18 protein-coding genes and 1 pseudogene (1 of these 19 running past the window's edge) are annotated in these 19,820 nt (G+C 70.9%); 13 read left to right on the forward strand and 6 right to left on the reverse strand.

Annotated elements, in window-relative coordinates:
* Window positions 1–19: 19 nt before the first annotated feature.
* Together disA and radA are read right to left on the reverse strand one after the other, a co-directional pair.
* Window positions 20–1,144 (reverse strand): DNA integrity scanning diadenylate cyclase DisA, encoded by a 1,125-nt coding sequence (gene disA / locus QF027_RS27960; protein WP_306977995.1) that lies wholly within the window; start codon window positions 1,142–1,144, stop codon window positions 20–22.
* Between the two features lie 80 nt (window positions 1,145–1,224).
* Window positions 1,225–2,634: a DNA repair protein RadA gene (gene radA, locus QF027_RS27965; RefSeq protein ID WP_306977993.1), complete on the reverse strand. Its 1,410-nt coding sequence runs from the start codon at window positions 2,632–2,634 to the stop codon at window positions 1,225–1,227.
* Window positions 2,635–2,885: 251 nt separating this feature from the next.
* On the opposite strand from radA, the gene QF027_RS27970 reads away from it, so the two are divergent.
* Window positions 2,886–4,556, forward strand: coding sequence for a BACON domain-containing protein (locus QF027_RS27970; protein WP_306977991.1), 1,671 nt, complete (start codon window positions 2,886–2,888; stop codon window positions 4,554–4,556).
* A 91-nt stretch (window positions 4,557–4,647) separates the two neighbouring features.
* On the opposite strand, the gene QF027_RS27975 is transcribed toward QF027_RS27970, so the two are convergent.
* Window positions 4,648–5,505, reverse strand: a complete 858-nt coding sequence (locus QF027_RS27975; protein ID WP_306977989.1) for a hypothetical protein — start codon at window positions 5,503–5,505, stop codon at window positions 4,648–4,650.
* A 71-nt stretch (window positions 5,506–5,576) separates the two neighbouring features.
* Between QF027_RS27975 and QF027_RS27980 the strand changes: the two genes are divergently transcribed.
* From QF027_RS27980 to ilvD, 4 genes are all read left to right on the forward strand, one after another.
* On the forward strand, window positions 5,577–6,518 hold the full coding sequence (locus QF027_RS27980; protein ID WP_306977987.1) for a Ppx/GppA phosphatase family protein: 942 nt from the start codon (window positions 5,577–5,579) through the stop codon (window positions 6,516–6,518).
* A gap of 116 nt (window positions 6,519–6,634) precedes the next feature.
* On the forward strand, window positions 6,635–7,459 hold the full coding sequence (locus QF027_RS27985; RefSeq protein WP_307077817.1) for a sugar phosphate isomerase/epimerase family protein: 825 nt from the start codon (window positions 6,635–6,637) through the stop codon (window positions 7,457–7,459).
* A gap of 31 nt (window positions 7,460–7,490) precedes the next feature.
* Window positions 7,491–8,129, forward strand: coding sequence for a TetR/AcrR family transcriptional regulator (locus QF027_RS27990; RefSeq protein WP_306986589.1), 639 nt, complete (start codon window positions 7,491–7,493; stop codon window positions 8,127–8,129).
* A gap of 136 nt (window positions 8,130–8,265) precedes the next feature.
* Window positions 8,266–10,119 carry a dihydroxy-acid dehydratase gene (gene ilvD / locus QF027_RS27995; protein ID WP_307077820.1) on the forward strand — a complete coding sequence of 618 codons (1,854 nt, stop codon included), beginning with the start codon at window positions 8,266–8,268 and terminating at the stop codon, window positions 10,117–10,119.
* Between the two features lie 91 nt (window positions 10,120–10,210).
* On the opposite strand, the pseudogene QF027_RS28000 reads toward ilvD, so the two are convergent.
* A pseudogene (locus QF027_RS28000) lies at window positions 10,211–12,311 on the reverse strand (serine/threonine-protein kinase).
* Between the two features lie 182 nt (window positions 12,312–12,493).
* Here QF027_RS28000 and QF027_RS28005 point away from each other — a divergent pair.
* The 7 genes from QF027_RS28005 to proC all read left to right on the forward strand — a co-directional run bounded on the left by QF027_RS28005 (window position 12,494) and on the right by proC (window position 17,257).
* Entirely contained in the window at window positions 12,494–12,811 is a 318-nt protein-coding gene (locus tag QF027_RS28005) for an SH3 domain-containing protein (protein WP_307077822.1), read from the forward strand.
* Window positions 12,812–12,830: 19 nt separating this feature from the next.
* Window positions 12,831–13,166, forward strand: coding sequence for an SH3 domain-containing protein (locus QF027_RS28010; protein WP_373432435.1), 336 nt, complete (start codon window positions 12,831–12,833; stop codon window positions 13,164–13,166).
* A 44-nt stretch (window positions 13,167–13,210) separates the two neighbouring features.
* Window positions 13,211–13,723 carry an EamA/RhaT family transporter gene (locus QF027_RS28015; RefSeq protein ID WP_307077824.1) on the forward strand — a complete coding sequence of 171 codons (513 nt, stop codon included), beginning with the start codon at window positions 13,211–13,213 and terminating at the stop codon, window positions 13,721–13,723.
* 149 nt (window positions 13,724–13,872) lie between these two features.
* Window positions 13,873–14,652, forward strand: a complete 780-nt coding sequence (locus QF027_RS28020; RefSeq protein ID WP_307077827.1) for a class I SAM-dependent methyltransferase — start codon at window positions 13,873–13,875, stop codon at window positions 14,650–14,652.
* An 88-nt stretch (window positions 14,653–14,740) separates the two neighbouring features.
* The gene (locus QF027_RS28025; RefSeq protein WP_307077829.1) at window positions 14,741–15,556 is read left to right on the forward strand and encodes an ABC transporter ATP-binding protein; all 816 of its coding nucleotides are present in this window, start codon (window positions 14,741–14,743) and stop codon (window positions 15,554–15,556) included.
* Entirely contained in the window at window positions 15,553–16,338 is a 786-nt protein-coding gene (locus tag QF027_RS28030) for an ABC transporter permease (RefSeq protein ID WP_307077831.1), read from the forward strand. The genes QF027_RS28025 and QF027_RS28030 overlap by 4 nt, the downstream gene beginning before the upstream one ends.
* Window positions 16,339–16,444: 106 nt before the next feature.
* Window positions 16,445–17,257: a pyrroline-5-carboxylate reductase gene (gene proC / locus QF027_RS28035; protein WP_306977970.1), complete on the forward strand. Its 813-nt coding sequence runs from the start codon at window positions 16,445–16,447 to the stop codon at window positions 17,255–17,257.
* 16 nt (window positions 17,258–17,273) lie between these two features.
* Here the strand turns inward: proC and QF027_RS28040 are convergent, their stop codons facing one another.
* Window positions 17,274–17,861: a cysteine hydrolase family protein gene (locus QF027_RS28040; RefSeq protein ID WP_307077833.1), complete on the reverse strand. Its 588-nt coding sequence runs from the start codon at window positions 17,859–17,861 to the stop codon at window positions 17,274–17,276.
* 75 nt (window positions 17,862–17,936) lie between these two features.
* On the opposite strand from QF027_RS28040, the gene QF027_RS28045 reads away from it, so the two are divergent.
* On the forward strand, window positions 17,937–18,986 hold the full coding sequence (locus tag QF027_RS28045; RefSeq protein ID WP_307077835.1) for a GlxA family transcriptional regulator: 1,050 nt from the start codon (window positions 17,937–17,939) through the stop codon (window positions 18,984–18,986).
* Here the strand turns inward: QF027_RS28045 and trpS are convergent.
* Window positions 18,890–19,820 carry the 3' portion of a tryptophan--tRNA ligase gene (trpS, locus tag QF027_RS28050; protein WP_306977964.1) on the reverse strand. The gene runs 131 nt beyond the window's last position, so only the last 931 of its 1,062 coding nucleotides appear in the window; the start codon falls outside the window, past its right edge; the stop codon is at window positions 18,890–18,892. The two genes, QF027_RS28045 and trpS, sit on opposite strands and share 97 nt — an antisense overlap.

Here is a 19,820-nt window from a genome sequence, read left to right on the forward strand (position 1 = left end):
CCAAGAGGGTGCCGGCCCCCTATACGTACCGCTCCAGGATCGAGCTCTCCGCCAGGCGGGACAGGCCCTCCCGGACGCTCCTTGCCCTTGCCTCGCCCACTCCGTCCACCGTCTGCAGGTCGTCCACGCTTGCCGCCAGGAGCTTCTGGAGGCTGCCGAAGTGCTCCACCAGGCGGTCGATGATCGCGCCCGGCAGGCGGGGGACCTTGGCCAGCAGGCGGAAGCCCCGGGGGGAGACGCCCGAGTCGATCGCCTCGGGGGAGCCGGTGTAGCCCAGGGCGCGGGCGACCGTGGGGAGTTCGAGGAGCTCCGCGTGGGTCAGGGCGTCCAGTTCGTACAGCGCCTCGTCGACCGTGCGGGAGCGCTTCGCGGTGGGTTCGGGGACGTAGTCCCGGACCACCAGTTCGCGTTCCGGCTCCACGCCCGCGATCAACTCGTCCAGCTGGAGGGCGAGGAGGCGGCCGTCCGTGCCGAGTTCGACGACGTACTCGGCGATCTCCGTGGCGATACGGCGGACCATCTCCAGGCGCTGAGCCACGGCCGAGACGTCCCGGACCGTCACGAGGTCCTCGATCTCCAGCGCGGAGAGCGTGCCCGCGACCTCGTCCAGGCGGAGCTTGTAGCGCTCCAGGGTCGCCAGGGCCTGGTTCGCGCGGGACAGGATCGCCGCCGAGTCCTCCAGGACACGGCGCTGGCCGTCGACGTACAGGGCGATGAGGCGCATCGACTGGGACACGGACACGACCGGGAAGCCGACCTGCTTGCTCACGCGGTCCGCGGTGCGGTGCCGGGTGCCCGTCTCCTCCGTCGGGATCGTCGCGTCGGGCACGAACTGCACGCCCGCCCGCAGGATCTTCGACAGGTCGGACGAGAGCACGATGCCGCCGTCCAGCTTGCACAGCTCACGCAGACGCGTGGCCGCGAACTCGACGTCCAGGACGAAACCGCCCGTGCACATCGTCTCCACCGTCTTGTCGAAGCCGAGCACGATGAGTCCGCCGGTGTTGCCGCGCAACACCCGCTCGAGGCCGTCGCGCAGGGGGGTGCCGGGGGCCACGGCGCTCAGGGAGGCGCGCATCAGGCCATCGGAACCGGCACTCCCACCGGACTTTCCGGGAGCTGCCGCCCGGTCGTTGGCTGCCACTGCTCTCCTCCGGTCGCGGGGTCTTGGACGCTCCCGTGTCGTCATTCGGTTCGTACGGACGGGCGAGACCAGGGCAAAGTCTACCGGCGGTCCTCGTCGTCCCGTGGGGCCTCTCGACGACGCGAGCGCGGAAGGACCCTCAGGGCGTCCCCTATGTCCGCGACTTCCAGGACCTTCATGCCGGACGGGATCTTGCCGGGATCGCCCGGTACGAGGGCGTGCGTGAAGCCCAGACGGTGTGCCTCGGAGAGCCTGCGCTGGACGCCCGTGACCCGTCTGACCTCGCCCGCGAGGCCCACTTCGCCGATCGCGACGAGGTTCTTGGGCAGCGGGGTGTCGCTGGCGGCCGACGCCAGGGCGAGGGCGACCGCCAGGTCCGCGGCAGGTTCCGAAAGCTTTACACCACCGACCGTCGCGGAGTAGATGTCCCGCTTGCCGAGGGCGCTGATCCGGCCTCGCTGCTCCAGGACGGCGAGCATCATCGAGACGCGGGAGGTCTCCAGACCGGAAGTGGTGCGCCGGGGCGAGGGGATCTGCGAGTCGACGGTGAGCGCCTGGACCTCGGCCACCAGAGGGCGGCGGCCCTCCAGGGTGACGGTGAGACAGGTGCCGGGGACCGGTTCGGCACGACGTGTCAGGAAAAGTCCGCTTGGGTCGGTGAGGCCCGTGATGCCTTCGTCGTGCAGTTCGAAGCAGCCGACCTCGTCGGTGGCGCCGTAGCGGTTCTTGACGCCTCGTACGAGCCTGAGGCGCGCGTGCCGGTCGCCCTCGAAGCTGAGGACCACGTCCACGAGGTGTTCGAGCAGGCGCGGGCCCGCGATCGCGCCGTCCTTGGTGACATGGCCCACCAGGAGGGTGGACATCCCGCGCTCCTTGGACGCCCGGATCAGGGCCCCGGCCACCTCGCGCACCTGGGCCATGCCGCCGGGGGCGCCGTCGATCTCGGGGGAGGCCACCGTCTGCACCGAGTCGAGGATCAGCAGGGACGGCTTCACCGCGTCCAGGTGTCCGAGGACCGCGGACAGGTCGGTCTCGGCGGCGAGATACAGGTGGTCGTCGATCGCGCCGATACGGTCGGCGCGCAGCCGGACCTGGCTCGCGGACTCCTCACCGGTCACATAGAGCGTGCGGTGCTCGTCGCTCGCCGCCTTGGCCGCCACGTCCAGCAGCAGCGTGGACTTGCCGACCCCGGGTTCGCCCGCCAGGAGCACCACGGCGCCGGGTACGAGGCCGCCGCCGAGCACCCGGTCCAGCTCGGGCACGCCGGTGGAGCGGGCGGTGGCCTGACGGCCGTCAACCTGGCCGATGGGCACGGCGGAGGTGGTGACGCGGCCGGGTGTCGTCGTACGCACCGCGGGCGCGCCGTACTCCTCGATCGTCCCCCAGGCCTGGCACTCGGGGCAGCGGCCGAGCCACTTGGCCGTCTGCCAGCCGCACTCGGTGCAGCGGTAGGACGGACGCTCCTTGGCGGACTTCGTACGGGCAGCCATGCACGAACCGTAACCGCCGCCACTGACAACCCGGTCGCCGCCCGCCGCACGGCGGGCGCCCCGGCATCCGGACCGACCCGGCCCCGGCATCCGAATCAGCTCGCGCCCGCGCGCGAACCGGCCACGTCACGACGGGAACGAGCCACGGAATCACGGGCTCCTGTCCCCTATTGAGGGATCGTTTCACCCGTACGGAGTAAAAGTGCTCGAGGCGCCGGTAGGGGCCATCTTCGGCCCCCTACGGTCCACGGATGATGAGCAGCAGTCCGGAGATCTCGACCCGCACCACCGGCGCGCACCGGGCGCAACGGGAGGAGCGCGACCGCGGTGCCGCGCGCACGCTGGCGCAGGGGCCGCCGACGCGCTACGAGCCGTACCTGGACGGCCTGTTCACCTACTGCCTGTCCGTGCTGTGCGACCACGACGCGGCGATCGCGGCCCTCGGCGACGTCCTCGCGCTCGCCGAGAGGCGCGGCGGCCCGGAGGCGGCAGGCGACCGCAGGGCCTGGCTGTACGCGCTGGCCCGCTGGGCCTGTCTGCGCAAGCTGGCCGAGGCCAAGCAGAAACGTCAGGCCACCCATGCGGCGGGACGTCACGGAGCGTCCCAGAAGTCCGCCGAACCCCCGCTCGCCGAGGACCTGCAGGAGGGGCGCCGCCGCGAACTCGCCCTGCTGGCCTGGCCGGAGGCAGCCGGTACGACCCCCGAGCAGCGCGAGGCGCTCGAACTCGCCGTACGTCACCACCTCGCCGCCCACGAGGTCGCCGCCGTCCTCGGCATGGAGCTCGCCGGCGCCCGCGAACTGCTCGCCTCCGCCGCCTGCGAGGTCGAGCGCACCCGTGCGGCCCTCGCCGTCGTCGAGACCGGCGACTGCCCGAGCGTGGCCCGGCTCACCGGCGACAGCCAGTTCGTGCTCAGCTCGGCCCTGCGTCGCGAACTCGTGCGCCATGTCGACGACTGCCCGCGCTGCCGCCGCAGTGCCGAGCGCGCGATTCCCGGACGCTGGCCCGGAACCATGACCACTCCCGCCGAACTGCCCGTGCTCGAAGCGCCGCGCGCGGCGCTGTCCATGGCGCCGGCGCACCCGTCACGCGCGCGTGGCGCCGCCGTGCCCCGCTTCGATCGCCGCGGCTTCCCGATGGATCCCAAGGACCGGGCCGCCCGCCGCGACCGCCTGCGTGCGCGTGCCGTCACCACGACCGTCGTCGCCACTGTCGTCGCCGCCCCCGTGCTCGCCCTGTGGGCCGCCTACCGGGGCGGACCCGGCGAGGGGGTCGACGGCCACTCCGCGAGCGCCAGCGAGGCGCACGGACCCGGCAGCCTGGACGGCGAGACGGCGAGCGGCGGCTACCAGAACGCCGGCAACGCCCGCACCGAAACCGGCAACCGCTTCGCCAAGGACGGCCGCCCCGACGTCTCCGTGGAGGTCGTCAGCGTCGCCGGCGCCGGCCGGAAGGGCGCCGGGCACCTGGAGGTCGGCGCCGACAACGACGGCGACACCACGCTGATCACTCTCATCGCGAGCGGCGACGCCCCGGTCCGCTGGTCGGCCACGACGGGAGCCTCCTGGCTCTACCTCAGCCAGTCCTCGGGAACCCTGAGACACGGCGAGTCGCTGACGATCAAGGTGTACGTCGATCATCTGCGCGAGCCCTCCGGTCCCTGGAGCGCGCGCGTGGCGATCGCACCGGCCGGCGCGGTCGTCACCATCCAGGGCTACGGCACGGCGCCCGCACCCTCCGACCCCGGCGAGCCGACGACACCCCCGCCCAGCCCCGGCCCCACGTCCTCGGCCCCCTCGGATCCCACTCCCAGCGACCCTCCGTCCCCCTCCCCGACCCCACCCGACCCCACCTCGTCCGACCCGGCAAGCCCGACGCCCCCACCCACGGAGAGCGGCGACCCGAGCCCGTCCGCGTCATAGCGGATGCGGCAGAGGGGGCGCCCGTCGGCGGGGCAGGGGCGTCGTGTCGGGAGACGGAGGCCGGAGTGCGTGGCGTCGGGGCGCCGGGCGCTCAGTCGGTCGGGTCCGCCGGATGCGGTGCCAGCAGCGGCAGCTGGGAGGCCAGTCGCTCCTCGCAGAGCTCGACGAGGCGGTCGTAGCCCGCCTTGCCCATCAGCTCGATCAGTTCGGGGCGGTAGGAGACGTACACCGGGTCACCGGCGCCGTGTGCCGAGGTCGCCGACGTGCACCACCAGTGCAGGTCGTGACCGCCCGGACCCCAGCCGCGCCGGTCGTACTCGCCGATCGACACCTGCAGCACGCGGGTGTCGTCGGGCCGGTCGATCCAGTCGTACGTCCGCCGCACCGGAAGCTGCCAGCAGACGTCCGGCTTGGTCTCCAGCGGCTCACGGCCCTCCTTCAGGGCCAGGATGTGCAGCGAGCAGCCCGCGCCGCCCGCGAAGCCGGGCCGGTTCTGGAAGATGCAGGAGCCCTGGAAGGGCCGGGTCTGCCGGTCGCCGTCCTCGTCCTGCGAGATCCAGCCGTTCGCCGTGCCCTCGTCGTGGTGCTGCCAGATGTCCGGAGTGAGTCGCGCCACATTTTCGGCGACCCGCTTCTCGTCGTCCTCGTCGGAGAAGTGGGCGCCCAGCGTGCAGCACCCGTCGTCCGCCCGGCCCGCCTGGATGCCCTGGCAGCCGCTGCCGAAGATGCAGTTCCACCGAGAGGTCAGCCATGTCAGATCGCAGCGGAAGACCTGCTCGTCGTCCGCCGGATCCGGGAACTCCACCCACGCGCGTGCGAAGTCGAGCCCCTTCTCGTCGGCCTTCAGAGCCTTCATGGCCTTCCGCGACTGCTTCGGTGGCTTCACCCGCGAAGGACCGCCGGCAGATTCGGCCGTTTTGTCGTCCTTCACCTTTTTCGTCTTTGGCACGCGTCCAGGGTAAGTCGCCCGAGGCCCCTCCGGAGACAGTCGAACGCCCAGCTGGCAGTAGCGTTCCCTACATGAGACTCGGTGTCCTCGACGTGGGATCCAACACGGTGCACCTGCTGGTGGTGGACGCGCACCCCGGCGCCCGCCCCCTGCCCGCGCACTCGCACAAGGCGGAACTGCGCCTTGCCCAACTCCTCGACGAGGCCGGGGCGATCGGTGCCGAAGGCGTCGAGAAGCTGGTCTCGGTCGTCAAGGACGCGCTCCAGGCCGCCGAGGACAAGGGCGTCGAGGACCTGCTCCCGTTCGCCACCTCCGCCGTCCGCGAGGCCAGCAACGCCGACGACGTCCTCGCGCGCGTGCAGGCCGAGACCGGCGTCGAGCTCCAGGTCCTCGCCGGCGCCGAAGAGGCCCGCCTCACCTTCCTCGCCGCCCGCCGATGGTTCGGCTGGTCGGCGGGCAAGCTCCTGGTCCTCGACATCGGCGGCGGCTCCCTGGAGGTCGCCTACGGCATCGACGAGGAACCGGACGCGGTGGCCTCCCTGCCTCTGGGTGCGGGCCGCCTCACGGCAGGCTGGCTCCCCGGCGACCCCCCGGATCCGGACGCCATCAGGGCCCTGCGGCGCCACGTACGCGCCCAGATAGCCCGCACGGTCGGCGAGTTCGCCCGCTTCGGCGCCCCCGACCACGTGGTCGCCACCTCCAAGACCTTCAAGCAGCTGGCCCGACTGGCAGGCGCGGCCCGCTCGACAGAAGGCCTCTACGTCCAGCGCGAACTGAAGCGCGAGTCCCTGGAGGCCTGGGTCCCGAAGCTGGCGGGCATGACGACGGACCAGCGGGCGGAACTCCCGGGCGTGTCGGAGGGGCGGGCGAACCAGCTCCTGGCGGGCGCCTTGGTGGCCGAGGGTGCGATGGATCTGTTCGGTGTGGAAAAGGTGGAAATCTGCCCCTGGGCGCTGAGGGAGGGCGTCATCCTGCGCAGACTTGACCATATGGGATCGGTTCAGGGCGTATAGGGGCGCGCGGAACGACGCGAGCAACTCCGACGCACCCGCACCCGCCCAGTGGCAATCACCACAACGGCGAATAGGCACCCCGCACCCCACCCACGGCAACCCGTAATCTGTCCCCCATGGCAGAGCCAGTCGTACGCATCCCGGATGCGAAGGTCGCCCTGTCGACGGCCTCCGTCTACCCGGAGTCGACGGCGACGGCCTTCGAGATCGCCGCACGCCTCGGGTACGACGGCGTCGAGGTCATGGTGTGGACCGACCCGGTCAGTCAGGACATCGAGGCCCTGCGCCGCCTCTCCGACTACCACGGCATCCCCATACTCGCCGTGCACGCCCCCTGCCTGCTCATCACGCAGCGCGTGTGGTCGACGGACCCCTGGGTCAAGCTCCAGCGCGCCCGGGCGGCAGCCGAGAAGCTGGGCGCGAGCACCGTCGTCGTACACCCGCCGTTCCGCTGGCAGCGCCAGTACGCCCGTGACTTCGTCAGCGGGATCTGGCGGATGGCGAACGAGACGGACGTACGGTTCGCCGTCGAGAACATGTACCCCTGGCGCTACCGCGACCGCGAGATGCTCGCCTACGCCCCCGACTGGGACGTCACCAAGGACGACTACCGGCACTTCACGATCGACCTCAGCCACGCGGCGACCTCCAGGACCGACGCGATGCAGATGGTCGACCGGATGGGGGACCGTCTCGGCCATGTGCACCTCGCTGACGGCAAGGGCTCCGCGAAGGACGAGCACCTCGTGCCCGGCCGCGGCGTCCAGCCCTGCGCCGAGCTCCTGGAGCGCCTCGCGCTGAGCGGCTTCGACGGCCATGTCGTCATCGAGGTCAACACCCGCCGCGCGATGTCCGGCGCCGAACGTGAGGCCGACCTCGCCGAGGCCCTGGCGTTCACCCGCCTCCATCTGGCCTCGGCGGTGAAGGTGCCCCGGCGATGAGGAACCGAGCGACCGTGAAGACGCCCCGCCCGTGAGCGACCTCGAAAGCGCCCCGGCGACCGGCGACGTCACCGCCCGCAAGCGCGGCCGGCCCCGCCGTACGGAATCGGACGCGGCCGGTACCCGCGACCGGATCCTCCTCGCGGCCCGCGAGGAGTTCTCCGAGCGGGGCTACGAGAAGACGTCCGTGCGCGGGATCGCCAAGGCCGCCGGGGTCGACTCGGCCCTGGTCCACCACTACTTCGGCACCAAGGAACAGGTCTTCGAGGCGGCCGTGGAAGTCGCCGCCGCGCCCGCGCTGAGTGCGCCCGACGCGCTCGCCGAGGGTCCGCTGGAGGACGTCGGAGAGCGCCTCACCCGCTTCATCTTCGGCGTCTGGGAGAACCCGGCGACGCGCATGCCGATCCTGGCGATCGTCCGCTCCGCCGTGACCAACGAGACCGCGGCCACCGTCTTCCGCCGCCTCGTCGCCGCCCAGCTGCTGCGCCGCATCGCCGACCAGCTGGACCTGCCGGACGCGGAGCTGCGGGCCGAGCTGGCGGCCGCGCAGCTCGTCGGGACGGCCATGCTGCGGTATGTCATCAAGGTGGAGCCGCTGGCGTCGACGGACATCGAGCAGATCATCGCGCGGGTGGCCCCGGTGGTGCAGAGCCATCTGACCGGACCCTGAGTCCGAGACGGGCGTCCCGCATTCCGGACACCTTGTCCCGACCCCTGGATGACCGGCGTACGCTCGTTAGCAGTCAGAAGTCTCATACGACCGTCTCTGAAGTCTCTGACGACCATCTCTGAAGGAGCGAGCGACGATGCCCGAGCTGAGGTCCCGCACAGTCACCCACGGCCGCAACATGGCGGGCGCCCGCGCCCTTATGCGCGCCTCCGGTGTACCCGGTGCGGACATCGGCCGCAAGCCGATCATCGCGGTCGCCAACTCCTTCACGGAGTTCGTGCCGGGCCACACCCACCTGCAGCCCGTCGGCCGGATCGTCTCCGAGGCGATCGTCGAGGCCGGCGGCATCCCGCGCGAGTTCAACACCATCGCCGTCGACGACGGCATCGCGATGGGGCACGGGGGAATGCTCTACAGCCTTCCCTCCCGCGACCTGATCGCGGACTCGGTGGAGTACATGGTCGAGGCCCACTGCGCCGACGCCCTGATCTGCATCTCCAACTGCGACAAGATCACCCCGGGCATGCTGAACGCCGCGCTGCGGCTGAACATCCCCACGGTCTTCGTCTCGGGCGGCCCGATGGAGTCCGGGCGCGCGACCCTCGTGGACGGCACTGTCCGCACCCTCGACCTGGTCGACGCGATGTCCGACGCGGTGAACGAGAAGATCTCCGACGAGGACATGCTCCGTATCGAGGAGAACGCCTGCCCGACCTGCGGCAGCTGTTCCGGCATGTTCACGGCCAACTCGATGAACTGCCTCACGGAGGCCATCGGCCTCTCGCTCCCCGGCAACGGCTCGGTCCTGGCGACGCACACGGCCCGTAAGCAGCTGTACGTCGACGCGGCCAACACGGTCATGGACATCACCCGCCGCTACTACGAGCAGGACGACGAGACGGTTCTGCCGCGCAACGTCGCCACCTTCGCGGCCTTCGAGAACGCCATGGCCCTCGACATCGCCATGGGCGGCTCCACCAACACGATCCTGCACCTGCTGGCGGCCGCCCAGGAGGCGGGCGTCCCCTTCGGCCTGGGTGAGATCGACGCGGTCTCCCGCCGCGTCCCCTGCCTCGCGAAGGTCGCCCCGAACGTCGCGAAGAACCGCACGTACTACATGGAGGACGTGCACCGCGCGGGCGGCATCCCGGCGCTGCTGGGCGAACTGCACCGCGCGGGCCTGCTCAACGAGGACGTGCACTCGGTCCACAGCCCGTCGCTGGCGGACTGGCTGAAGACATGGGACGTGCGGGGAGGATCGCCTTCCGCGAAAGCGCTCGAGCTGTGGCACGCGGCCCCCGGCTGTGTCCGCTCCGCCGAGGCCTTCTCCCAGTCGGAGCGCTGGGAGGCGCTGGACGAGGACGCCGCCGAGGGCTGCATCCGCAGCGTCGAGCACGCGTACTCCAAGGACGGCGGCCTGGCGGTCCTCAAGGGCAACCTGGCGGTCGACGGCTGCGTCGTGAAGACGGCCGGCGTGGACGAGTCGATCTGGCGGTTCGAGGGCCCGGCGGTGGTCTGCGAGTCGCAGGAGGACGCCGTCCAGAAGATCCTCACCCAGCAGGTCAAGGAGGGCGACGTCGTCGTCATCCGCTACGAGGGTCCCAAGGGCGGACCCGGTATGCAGGAGATGCTCTACCCGACCTCGTACCTGAAGGGCCGCGGTCTCGGCAAGGCCTGCGCCCTGATCACCGACGGCCGCTTCTCCGGCGGCACGTCCGGCCTGTCCATCGGCCACGCCTCCCCGGAGGCCGCGGCCGGCGGCACCATCGCCCTCGTCGAGGACGGCGACCGCATCCGGATCGACATCCCCGGGCGGTCGATCGAGCTCCTGGTCGACGAGGAGGAGCTGGCCCGTCGCGAGGCCGCGCTGGGCGGGGTGTACGCCCCGAAGAACCGCGAGCGCAAGGTCTCGGCGGCGCTGCGGGCCTACGCGGCGATGGCCACGAGCGCCGACAAGGGCGCCGTGCGGGACGTGTCGAAGCTGGGCTGAGGTTCGTGTCGAAGCTGGGCTGAGGTTCTCTCCTTCGCTCCGCGAGAGTCCGGGGCCGTCCCTTCGGGGGCGGCCCCCTTCGTTCTGTGCGCTACCAGCCCGAGGGCTCGCGGGCGTCCACGGCGAAGACGGTGCCGTCGGGGGCGGTGGCGTAGACGTGACCGTCGGCGAGGACGGGCTTGGGCAGCGCGCCGGCGACGGTGCCGGAGTTCGAGCCGAGGCGCGCCGGGGTCTGCCCGACGAGGTGCCCCCCGGCGGCGTCGATGGCCAGCAGCCGTCCGTCGGCCGCGGTGAAGTACACATGGCGGGCGTCGGCGACCGGTACGGAGCCACGGCTCACAGACGTCTCAAGAGTCCAGAGCCGCTTGTCCGCGTCCATGTCCACGGCGTCAAGGGAACCGTTCGTCGCCAGCACGTAGACCACGTTCCCGTGCACAGTGGCCTGGGCGTCGGAGCGCGCCACCGGGAGCTTCACCTGGTCCGACGACCTGCTCGCCGGCGTGTAACGGACGACGGCGTCCGTGTCGCCGTACAGGTTGTCCGTGGCGAGGAAGAAGACCGATCCGTCCTGCACGCCTACGGCGGTCAGGTTTCCGCTCAGCCGCGCGTCCCAGCGCACTGCTCCGGTGGCCGGGTCCACCGCGGTGACCCGGGTGGTCGAGGCGTCGCCGGAAAGGTTCATGGTGTAGGCCAGCGGGTCCCCCGGCGAACGAGACGAACGTCGGCAGAGGCTGCCCCGGCATCCGTCGGCTCCACCGGGTGGCACCCGTCGCGGCGTCCACCCCGGTGACCGTCCCGTCGAGGAGGGTCAGCAGGAGCGTTCCGCCCGTGATCTGCAAGGAATGATGTGCGGGCAGGGTCCGTCGCCAACGCGCCCTGCCCGAGGCGGGATCGAGCGCCTCCAGGCGTCGCCCCTCGTCCACCATGGGCTGTACGAGACCGCCCCCGACGGCCGGTGCCTTGCTCGGGCTCGACTCGGCGACAGAGCGCTGCCACACCAGGGTGCCGTCCGACGGATCCAGGGCGAAGACCGTACCGGGCCGCGCACAGAACAACTGACGCGCTCCGTACGAACATTGCACCGCACCCGTACCCTTCGGAACCGGGTCCGCCTGCCAGCCGGCGAACCCGGAAGCCGCAGCCGTGGGCTTGTCGCCGCTCTTCGCCGCGGTGCCGCCACCGTCGCCGAACCCCTGGACACAGGCGAGGACGCCGGCCAGGACGAGCACGGTCGCGACGGCGGCGATGGCGGCCTTTCTGGGCGGACGCCTCCGGGGCCGTGACGCCGACTTCCCGGGCCCGGGCCCCGGCTCCGGTTCGTCACCCGTGCGCTGCGCCGGTATGAACGCCTGGGTGTCGTACGAGGCCGCGACCGATCGCAGCTCCCGCATCAACTCGTCCGGCGTGGGCCGGTCCTCGGGCTCCTTGGCGAGACACCGCACGATGAGCGGTGCGAGATTCTGCGGTACGCCCGTCAGGTCCGGGTCGTCGTGCACGACCTGGTAGGCGACGACATACGGACTGTCGGAGTCGAACGGCCCGCGCCCGGTGGCCGCGTGCACCATCACCGATCCGAGGGCGAAGATGTCGGCGGCGGGTCCCACCTCCCTGGGCCGCCGGAACTGCTCCGGCGCCATGAACGGCGGCGTCCCGATCAACTTCCCGGTCTCGGTGCGAAGTTCGCTGTCCTTTGGCCGAGAAATGCCGAAGTCGATGACCTTGGGCCCGTCCTCGGCGAGCAGCACATTGCTCGGCTTGAGATCCCGGTGGACCACCCCGACCCGATGGATGTCGCGCAGTGCCTCGGCGAGCCCGGCCATCAGCCGACGCAACTCAGAGGGCGGCATGGGCCCGTTCCGCTTCACCTCGTCCGAGAGGGTCGGGCCGGGAATGAACAGCGTGGCCATCCAGGGCCGTTCGGCATCGGGGTCGGCATCGACGACGGACGCGGTGAACGCCCCGCTCACCTTCCGGGCCGCGGCCACCTCCTGCCGAAAACGCCCCCTGAACTCGGGGTCCTTGGCGAACTCGGTATGGACGACCTTGACCGCGAGCTTCATCCCCGAGGCGCTGCGCGCGACATGCACGACGCCCATCCCACCGGAGCCGAGGCACGACTCCAGCCGGTAGTGACCGGCGTACTCGGGAAGTTCCGCTTCCGCGCCCGCTCCGGTGTTGCCCTGTGGCGCCATGGAACCACCCCCGTGCTGATCGTCCGCGCGCGCGACGCACGGAGCCTAGTCGATGACTCGTACGGGACAGAGGCGGCTTGCTAGTCTCCGCGTGCGAGTTGCGTACATGTGTTTCATGGCGTGATTCAGGGGAATCAACGGGTCCCCATGGCAGTCATGGGGACCAACGGGGGAGGATTTTCATGTCTGTTGACCGCGTGGAAGAGACCGAGGGCCTCAAGGAGACCGAAGCCCTGACGACGGCAGCGTCGGTCCGCTACTACTCGATCGCACCCGGATTCCGTGTCAACGTCCGCAGCGGCCCCGGCACGAGTTACAGCGTCGTGCGGGTACTGCCCGAGGGTTCGAAGGTGCCGATCTACTGCCAGACGCCCGGCACCTCGGTGACCGGCCCCTACGGCACCAGCAACATCTGGGACAACATCAGCAACAGCCAGTACATCTCCGACGCCTACGTACAGACCGGCAGCGACGGCTACGTCGCCGACCGCTGCTCCTGAATCTCCCTGGGGGATCCTCATGACATCGCTGAAGCGCAGATCCGTCATGCTCGTGGCCCTCGCCGGCGCCTTCCTCATGGTGGGCGCCGCGCACGCCGAGGCGGCCATCCACTACTACGACGTTGCCCCGGATCTCCGACTGAACGTCCGCCGTGGTCCCGGAACGCAGTACGGCATCGTCCGTGTCCTGCCCGAGGGCGCGAAGGTGGCGATCTACTGCCAGACGCCGGGCGAGACGGTGTCGGGCTACTACGGCACGTCGAACATCTGGGACAACATCGCCAACGGCGAGTTCGTCTCGGACACCTACGTCAAGACCGGCAGCGACGGCTACGTGGCGTCACGCTGCGGCTGATCCCCGAAGGGAGCCCGCCCCCGCCCCGGACCCATAATCGTCCCGTGAGCGACGAATCCGGCACCCAGGACATCCCCGCGGGCTCCCCAGAGGGCCACGGCCCCCGCCCCGAACCGATCCGCTTCTTCGGCACGGCCTGGGTGCACCACGACAACGGCTACGCCCTCCGCCGCGTCGGCGCGGCCACCGGCTCCCTCGCCGTCGCCGTCGCCTCCTGTCTGATCCTCCGCTTCGCCTACGAGGGTCTCCAGATCGCCGACACCGGCAGCTTCGTGACCGTCCTCGTCATCGCGATGTTCGCGATCTGCAGCGCGCTGGCCTTCCGCAACACGTGGGACGGCTTCGGCAGACGCCCCGACCCGGACCGCCAGGCCTCCCTCCGCGGTCTGCTGGCCATCGGGTTCGTCGGGTCGCTCCTGGCCTACTTCTTCCGCTCCCTCATGGAGGCGCCGGGCGAGAAGCTGCACCGGCAGGAGTACGAGGCGGCGCGCAGGGAGCACGAGAAGCGCGGTGCTCGTCGCACGGGAAACCCCTCGAAGAAGAAGCGCGGCCGCTGAGAGCCGTCGGCAGTCACAGCGCCCTTGACCCCCTGTGCAGCACGCCCACGCGGCGGAGCCGCCCATCGCCACAACTCCGCGCGTTCTCAGGCCGGTTCTCTCACCGTAAGTTCACCGCGCCCTGATCCTCATCCGGCCACCATGGCCTCATGGCCGCTTCCTTCCACACCACCCGAGCCCACTCCTTCAACGCCGCCGCAGCCCAGTACGCCGCCAGCCGCCCCTCCTACCCACCCGCCCTCTTCGACGCCGTCGAAGACCTCGCCGGCCGGCCCCTCACGGGCGCGCGGGTCGCCGACATCGGGGCCGGTACCGGTATCGCGACCGCTCTGCTGCATGCCCGGGGCGCCGAGGTCGTCGCGGTCGAACCCGGGGACGGCATGGCGGCGCAGTTCCGCCGCACGCACCCCGGTATCCCGATCCTCAGGGGCGACGGCAACGACCTCCCCCTCCTCACGGACGCCGTCGACTTCGTGACCTATGCCCAGTCCTGGCACTGGACCGACCCCGCCCGCGCGGTCCCCGAAGCCGTCCGCGTCCTGCGCCCCGGCGGCGCGCTCGCCCTGTGGTGGAACACCCACGCCCTCGACGTGCCGTGGATCACCGGTCAACTGGACCGCATCGGGCAGCACTTCAAGGCCTACGGCGCCCAGCCGGCCGTCGAGGTGAACGGCAACGGAGCCCGGTCGGCCCTGGCCGACCCCACCGGCCGCCTGGACTTCGCCCACCGAGTGGTCCGCTGGAGCCGCCGCGTCCCCGTCGACACCCATCTCGCCAACATCGGCAGCCACTCGTTGTTCCTGGTCGCGGGCGAGGAGCACGCGGGCGCCTTCCTCACCGAGGAGCGGCGGATCCTGCTGGAACTCTTCCCGGACGAAACCGTCGAGGAGACCTACGACGTCGAACTGCTGGTCGCCGTCAACGCCTGACTCCGTCGAGCCCCGGCCTCGCCTCCCGGTCCGCCGACGGGCGCGACTCGCTTGACCGGGCAGGGGCCGCGAGAGCATTATTCATCGCATGGTGAATAAAGAGTCCGGGCCACCCGCCGACAGCACGGACCAAGGGCCCGCCACCCCCGCCGTCCACGCCGACGGCCTCACCGTCGTCCGAGGCCCCCGCACCGTCCTGCGCAGCCTCGCCTTCGACGTCCCGCGGGGCCAGATCACCGGCCTCCTCGGCCCTTCGGGCTGCGGCAAGTCCACGCTGATGCGTTCGATCGTCGGCACCCAGGCCAAGGTCACCGGCACCCTCGACGTCCTCGGCCGGCCCGCGGGCCACCCCACTCTGCGCACCCGCATCGGCTACGTCACCCAGGCCCCCTCCGTCTACGACGACCTGACCGTCCGCCAGAACCTCGACTACTTCGCCGCGATCCTCGCCCCCGGCCGCGCCGCCGCCGACCGCCGCCACTCCGACGTCACCCAGACCATCACCGACGTCGACCTCACCACCCACGCCGACTCCCTCGCCGGCAACCTCTCCGGCGGCCAGCGCAGCCGCGTCTCCCTCGCCGTGGCCCTCCTCGGCACCCCCGAACTCCTCGTCCTCGACGAACCCACCGTCGGCCTCGACCCCGTCCTGCGCCGCGACCTCTGGAACCTCTTCCACGACATCGCCGCCCGCCGCGGCGCCACCCTCCTCATCTCCTCCCACGTCATGGACGAGGCCGAGCGCTGCCACCGCCTCCTCCTGATGCGCGAGGGCGAGATCCTCGCCGACGACACCCCCGAGGCCCTCCGCACCCGCACACACTCCGACACCGTCGAGGAGGCCTTCCTCCACCTGGTCGACCAGGCCGTCGAGGCAAGCCGCACCAAGGAGCCCACGCGATGACCACGACCACCACGCCGAACCTCGCACCCGCTCCCACCAGCGCCCTCAGCCTCCCCCGCACCACCGCCACCGCGGCCAGGGTCCTGCGCCAGCTCCGCCACGACCCGCGCACCATCGCGATGATGATCCTGATCCCCTGCGTGATGCTCTTCCTGCTGCGCTACGTCTTCGACGGCAGCCCGCGCACCTTCGACAGCATCGGCGCCTCCCTCCTCGGGATCTTCCCGCTGATCACGATGTTCCTGGTCACCTCCATCGCCACCCTGCGCGAACGCACCTCAGGCACCCTCGAACGCCTCCTCGCCATGCCGCTGGGCAAAGGCGACCTCATCGCCGGCTACGCCCTCGCCTTCGGCGTCCTCGCGATCATCCAGTCCGCCCTCGCGACCGGCCTCGCCATCTGGTTCCTCGGCCTCGACGTCACCGGCAGCCCCTGGCTCCTGCTGCTGGTCGCCCTGCTCGACGCCCTGCTCGGCACCGCCCTCGGCCTGTTCGTCTCGGCCTTCGCGGCCTCCGAGTTCCAGGCCGTCCAGTTCATGCCGGCCGTGATCTTCCCCCAACTCCTCCTCTGCGGGCTCTTCACCCCTCGCGACAACATGCACCCCGTCCTGGAGGCCATCTCCGACGTCCTCCCCACGTCCTACGCCGTCGACGGCATGAACGAGGTCCTCAGGCACACGGACATGACAGCGACCTTCGTACGCGACGCGTTGATCGTGGCGGGCTGCGCACTGCTGGTCCTGGGACTGGGAGCGGCAACCCTCAGGCGCAGGACGGCATAGCGGCGTACAAGGGACGCCATAGCGCTGCGCAAGGCCGGCCACCCCACCTGTTCCGCCCACCGGACACCCACCCTGCACGCACCGGCCCGGTGCCAGACTGAACCGCATGAGTCAGAAAGTCGCAGTCCTCGGCACCGGCAAGATCGGCGAAGCCCTGCTCAGCGGAATGATCCGCGCCGGCTGGGCCCCGGCCGACCTCCTGGTCACCGCCCGCCGCGCCGAGCGAGCCGAAGAACTCCGCAGCCGTTACGGAGTCACCCCGGTCACCAACCCGGAAGCCGCGAAGACCGCCGACACCCTGATCCTCACGGTCAAACCGCAGGACATGGGCACCCTCCTCGACGAACTCGCCCCACACGTCCCGGCCGACCGCCTGGTCATCAGCGGCGCCGCCGGCATCCCCACCTCCTTCTTCGAGGAGCGCCTCGCCACCGGCACTCCCGTCGTCCGCGTCATGACCAACACGCCCGCCCTGGTCGACGAGGCCATGTCGGTCATCTCGGCCGGCACCCATGCCACCGCCGACCACCTCGCCCACACCGAGGAGATCTTCGGCGCCGTCGGCAAGACGCTCCGCGTCCCCGAGTCCCAGCAGGACGCCTGCACCGCCCTCTCCGGCTCCGGACCGGCGTACTTCTTCTACCTGGTCGAAGCCATGACGGACGCCGGCATCCTGCTCGGCCTACCCCGCGACAAGGCCCACGACCTGATCGTCCAGTCCGCGATCGGCGCCGCGACGATGCTCCGCGACAGCGGCGAGCACCCGGTGAAGCTCCGCGAGAACGTCACCTCCCCCGCGGGCACCACCATCAACGCCATCCGCGAACTCGAGAACCACGGCGTACGCGCCGCCCTCATCGCCGCCCTCGAAGCCGCCCGCGACCGCAGCCGCGCACTGGCCTCCGGGCAGAAGGACTGAGGCCCACCGGGGGCGGTCACCCCGCCGCGGCCACCACGTCCTTCGTGCCCACCACACGAGCGAAGCCGCCCCCGTGCAGCGACACCGCCGACGCCCGCGCCACCTCGTCCGCGCTCCGCCGCCAGCCGAACGGGCCCTCCAGATCGAACGTGTACGTCGCGTCATACGCGACCACTACGTCGTACCCCAGGTTCCCGCCCATCCGAGCCGTCGTCTCCACGCACATGTTGGTCTGGATCCCGGCCACCACGAACTGCGAGATCCCCTCGCCCTTCAGCCAGGCGCCCAGATCCGGCGTCCCGTAGAACGCCGAGTTCACGGTCTTCGTGACCAACAACTCGGCCCCTCCGACCCCCTTCCCGCGCCGCCGCTCCACGTACTCCTTGAAGCCGTTCCCCTCATATCCCGTCCGCAGCGGCGACCCGGGCTTCCGCGAGTCATGCCGTACGAAGACGACCGGCCGCCCCGTCACCTGCCACACGTCGATGAGCGAAGCGATGTTGTCATCGGCCTCCGGGTTGTTCCGCTCTCCCCAGAAGTCGGCCTCGTCGAAGCCCCTCTGGACGTCCACGACCACCAGCGCCGCGTTCTCTGCGATCTCCATGCCGACGATCCTGCCGCCGTGAGCTCACCCCACCCAGGGGGTGAAAAGACAGCGGTCGATGGTTTACTGCCAGCCATGGAGAACACCGGGGAGACGGAGCATCCGTACCGCGTCGCGCTGGTCGCCTTCCCCGGGATCCGCGCCTTCGACGTCTCCGTCATCACCGAGGTCTGGGGCACGGACCGCACCGATCGCGGAGCCCCCGCCTTCGACCTGCGCCGAGTCGCCCCCGACACCACACCGGTCCCCATGCGCGGCAGCCTCACCCTCCTTCCCGACCGCACCCTCGACTGGCTGTCCCGCGCCGATCTGATCGTGATCCCCGGCCTCGACGACCACCTCACCTCCGCACCCACCCCCGTCCTCGAAGCCCTTCGCCGCGCGCACACCCGCGGCACCACCATCGCGGCCCTGTGTGGCGGCGCCTTCACCCTCGCTCGGGCCGGCCTCCTCGACGGCCGCCGTGCCATCACCCACTGGAACCTGATCGACCTCCTGCGCGCACACCACCCCCAGGTCACCGAGGTCCCCGACGCCCTTTTCATCGAGGACGACAACATCTGGACCGCGGCCGGCACCGCGGCAGGCATCGACCTCTGTCTCCACCTCGTCCGCCAGACCCACGGTGCCGAAGTCGCGGCCACCATCGCCCGCTCGATGGTCACCGCGCCCTTCCGCACCGGAACCCAGGCACAGTTCATCGAGCACCCCACCCCGCGCGCCGACCGCGACTCCGATTCCCTCGCCGCCGTGCGCGAGCACGCCCTGCGCCACCTCCACGAACCGCTCACCGTCGCCGACCTGGCCGCCCGCGCAGGTATGTCCGCCCGCAGCTTCGCCCGTCACTTCACCGCGGAGACCGGCACGACCCCGCTCCGCTGGCTCCTCGACCAGCGCATCGCCGCAGCCCAGAAACTCCTCGAGCGCACCGACCTACCGATGCCCGAGGTCGCCCGCCGCGCCGGCTTCGGCAGCGAGGTCACGATGCGCCAGCACTTCGCATCCCGCCTCGCCACCAGCCCACGTGCCTACCGGGCAGCGTTCAGCACGATCCCGCTGTCGACCGCGCCGGTATCCACCGCGACCGGATCGGAAGCGGCCGGAAGCAGCCCGATCGCGCGATAAGCGGCATCCACGGTCGGCCGCGCCATCGCCCGCGCTCTCTCCGCGCCATCCCGCAGCACCTCCTCCACATAGCCAGGATCCGCGCACAACTCCTTGTGCCTCTCCTGCACGGGCCTCAAGACCTCGACCACGGCCTCGGCGGTGTCCCTCTTCAAGGCGCCGTACGACTCATATACACCGCTCAGCTCCGATGGGTTCCCACCCGTGCAGGACGCGAGGATCTCCAGCAGATTCGCCAGCCCGGGCCGTGCCTCCCGGTCGTACACGACCTCCTGCCCGCTGTCGGTCACGGCCCGCATCACCTTCTTCCGCACGACATCCGGCTCGTCGAGCAGATAGACGATCCCCGGCCCGGAGTCGTCGGACTTCCCCATCTTCGACAGGGGGTCCTGGAGGTTCATGACCCGCGCGCCCACCTTGGGCAGAGTGGCCCGGGGCACCACGAAGGTGTAGCCGTACCGCTGGTTGAACCGCGCCGCCAGATCCCGCGTCAGCTCCACGTGTTGAGCCTGGTCGTCCCCGACCGGCACCTCGCCGGCCCCGTACGCCAGGATGTCCGCCGCCATCAGCACGGGATACGTCAGCAACGACAGCCGCACACTCCCGCCCCGCGCCCGCTCCCGAGCGGCCTTCTCCTTGTACTGGATCATCCGCCGCATCTCGCCGTCCGTGGCCACGCACTCCAGCACGTACGACAGCCGCGCATGCTCGTCCACATGACTCTGTACGAACACGGTGCACAGCTCGGGATCCAGCCCCGCCGCGAGCAGCAGCGTCGCCGCCTGCCGACTCAGCCGGCGCACCCGCGCCGGATCATGGTCGACGGTCAGGGCG

The sequence above is a fragment of the Streptomyces canus genome, from assembly GCF_030816965.1.
GTDB classification, from domain to species: Bacteria; Actinomycetota; Actinomycetes; order Streptomycetales; family Streptomycetaceae; genus Streptomyces; species Streptomyces canus_E.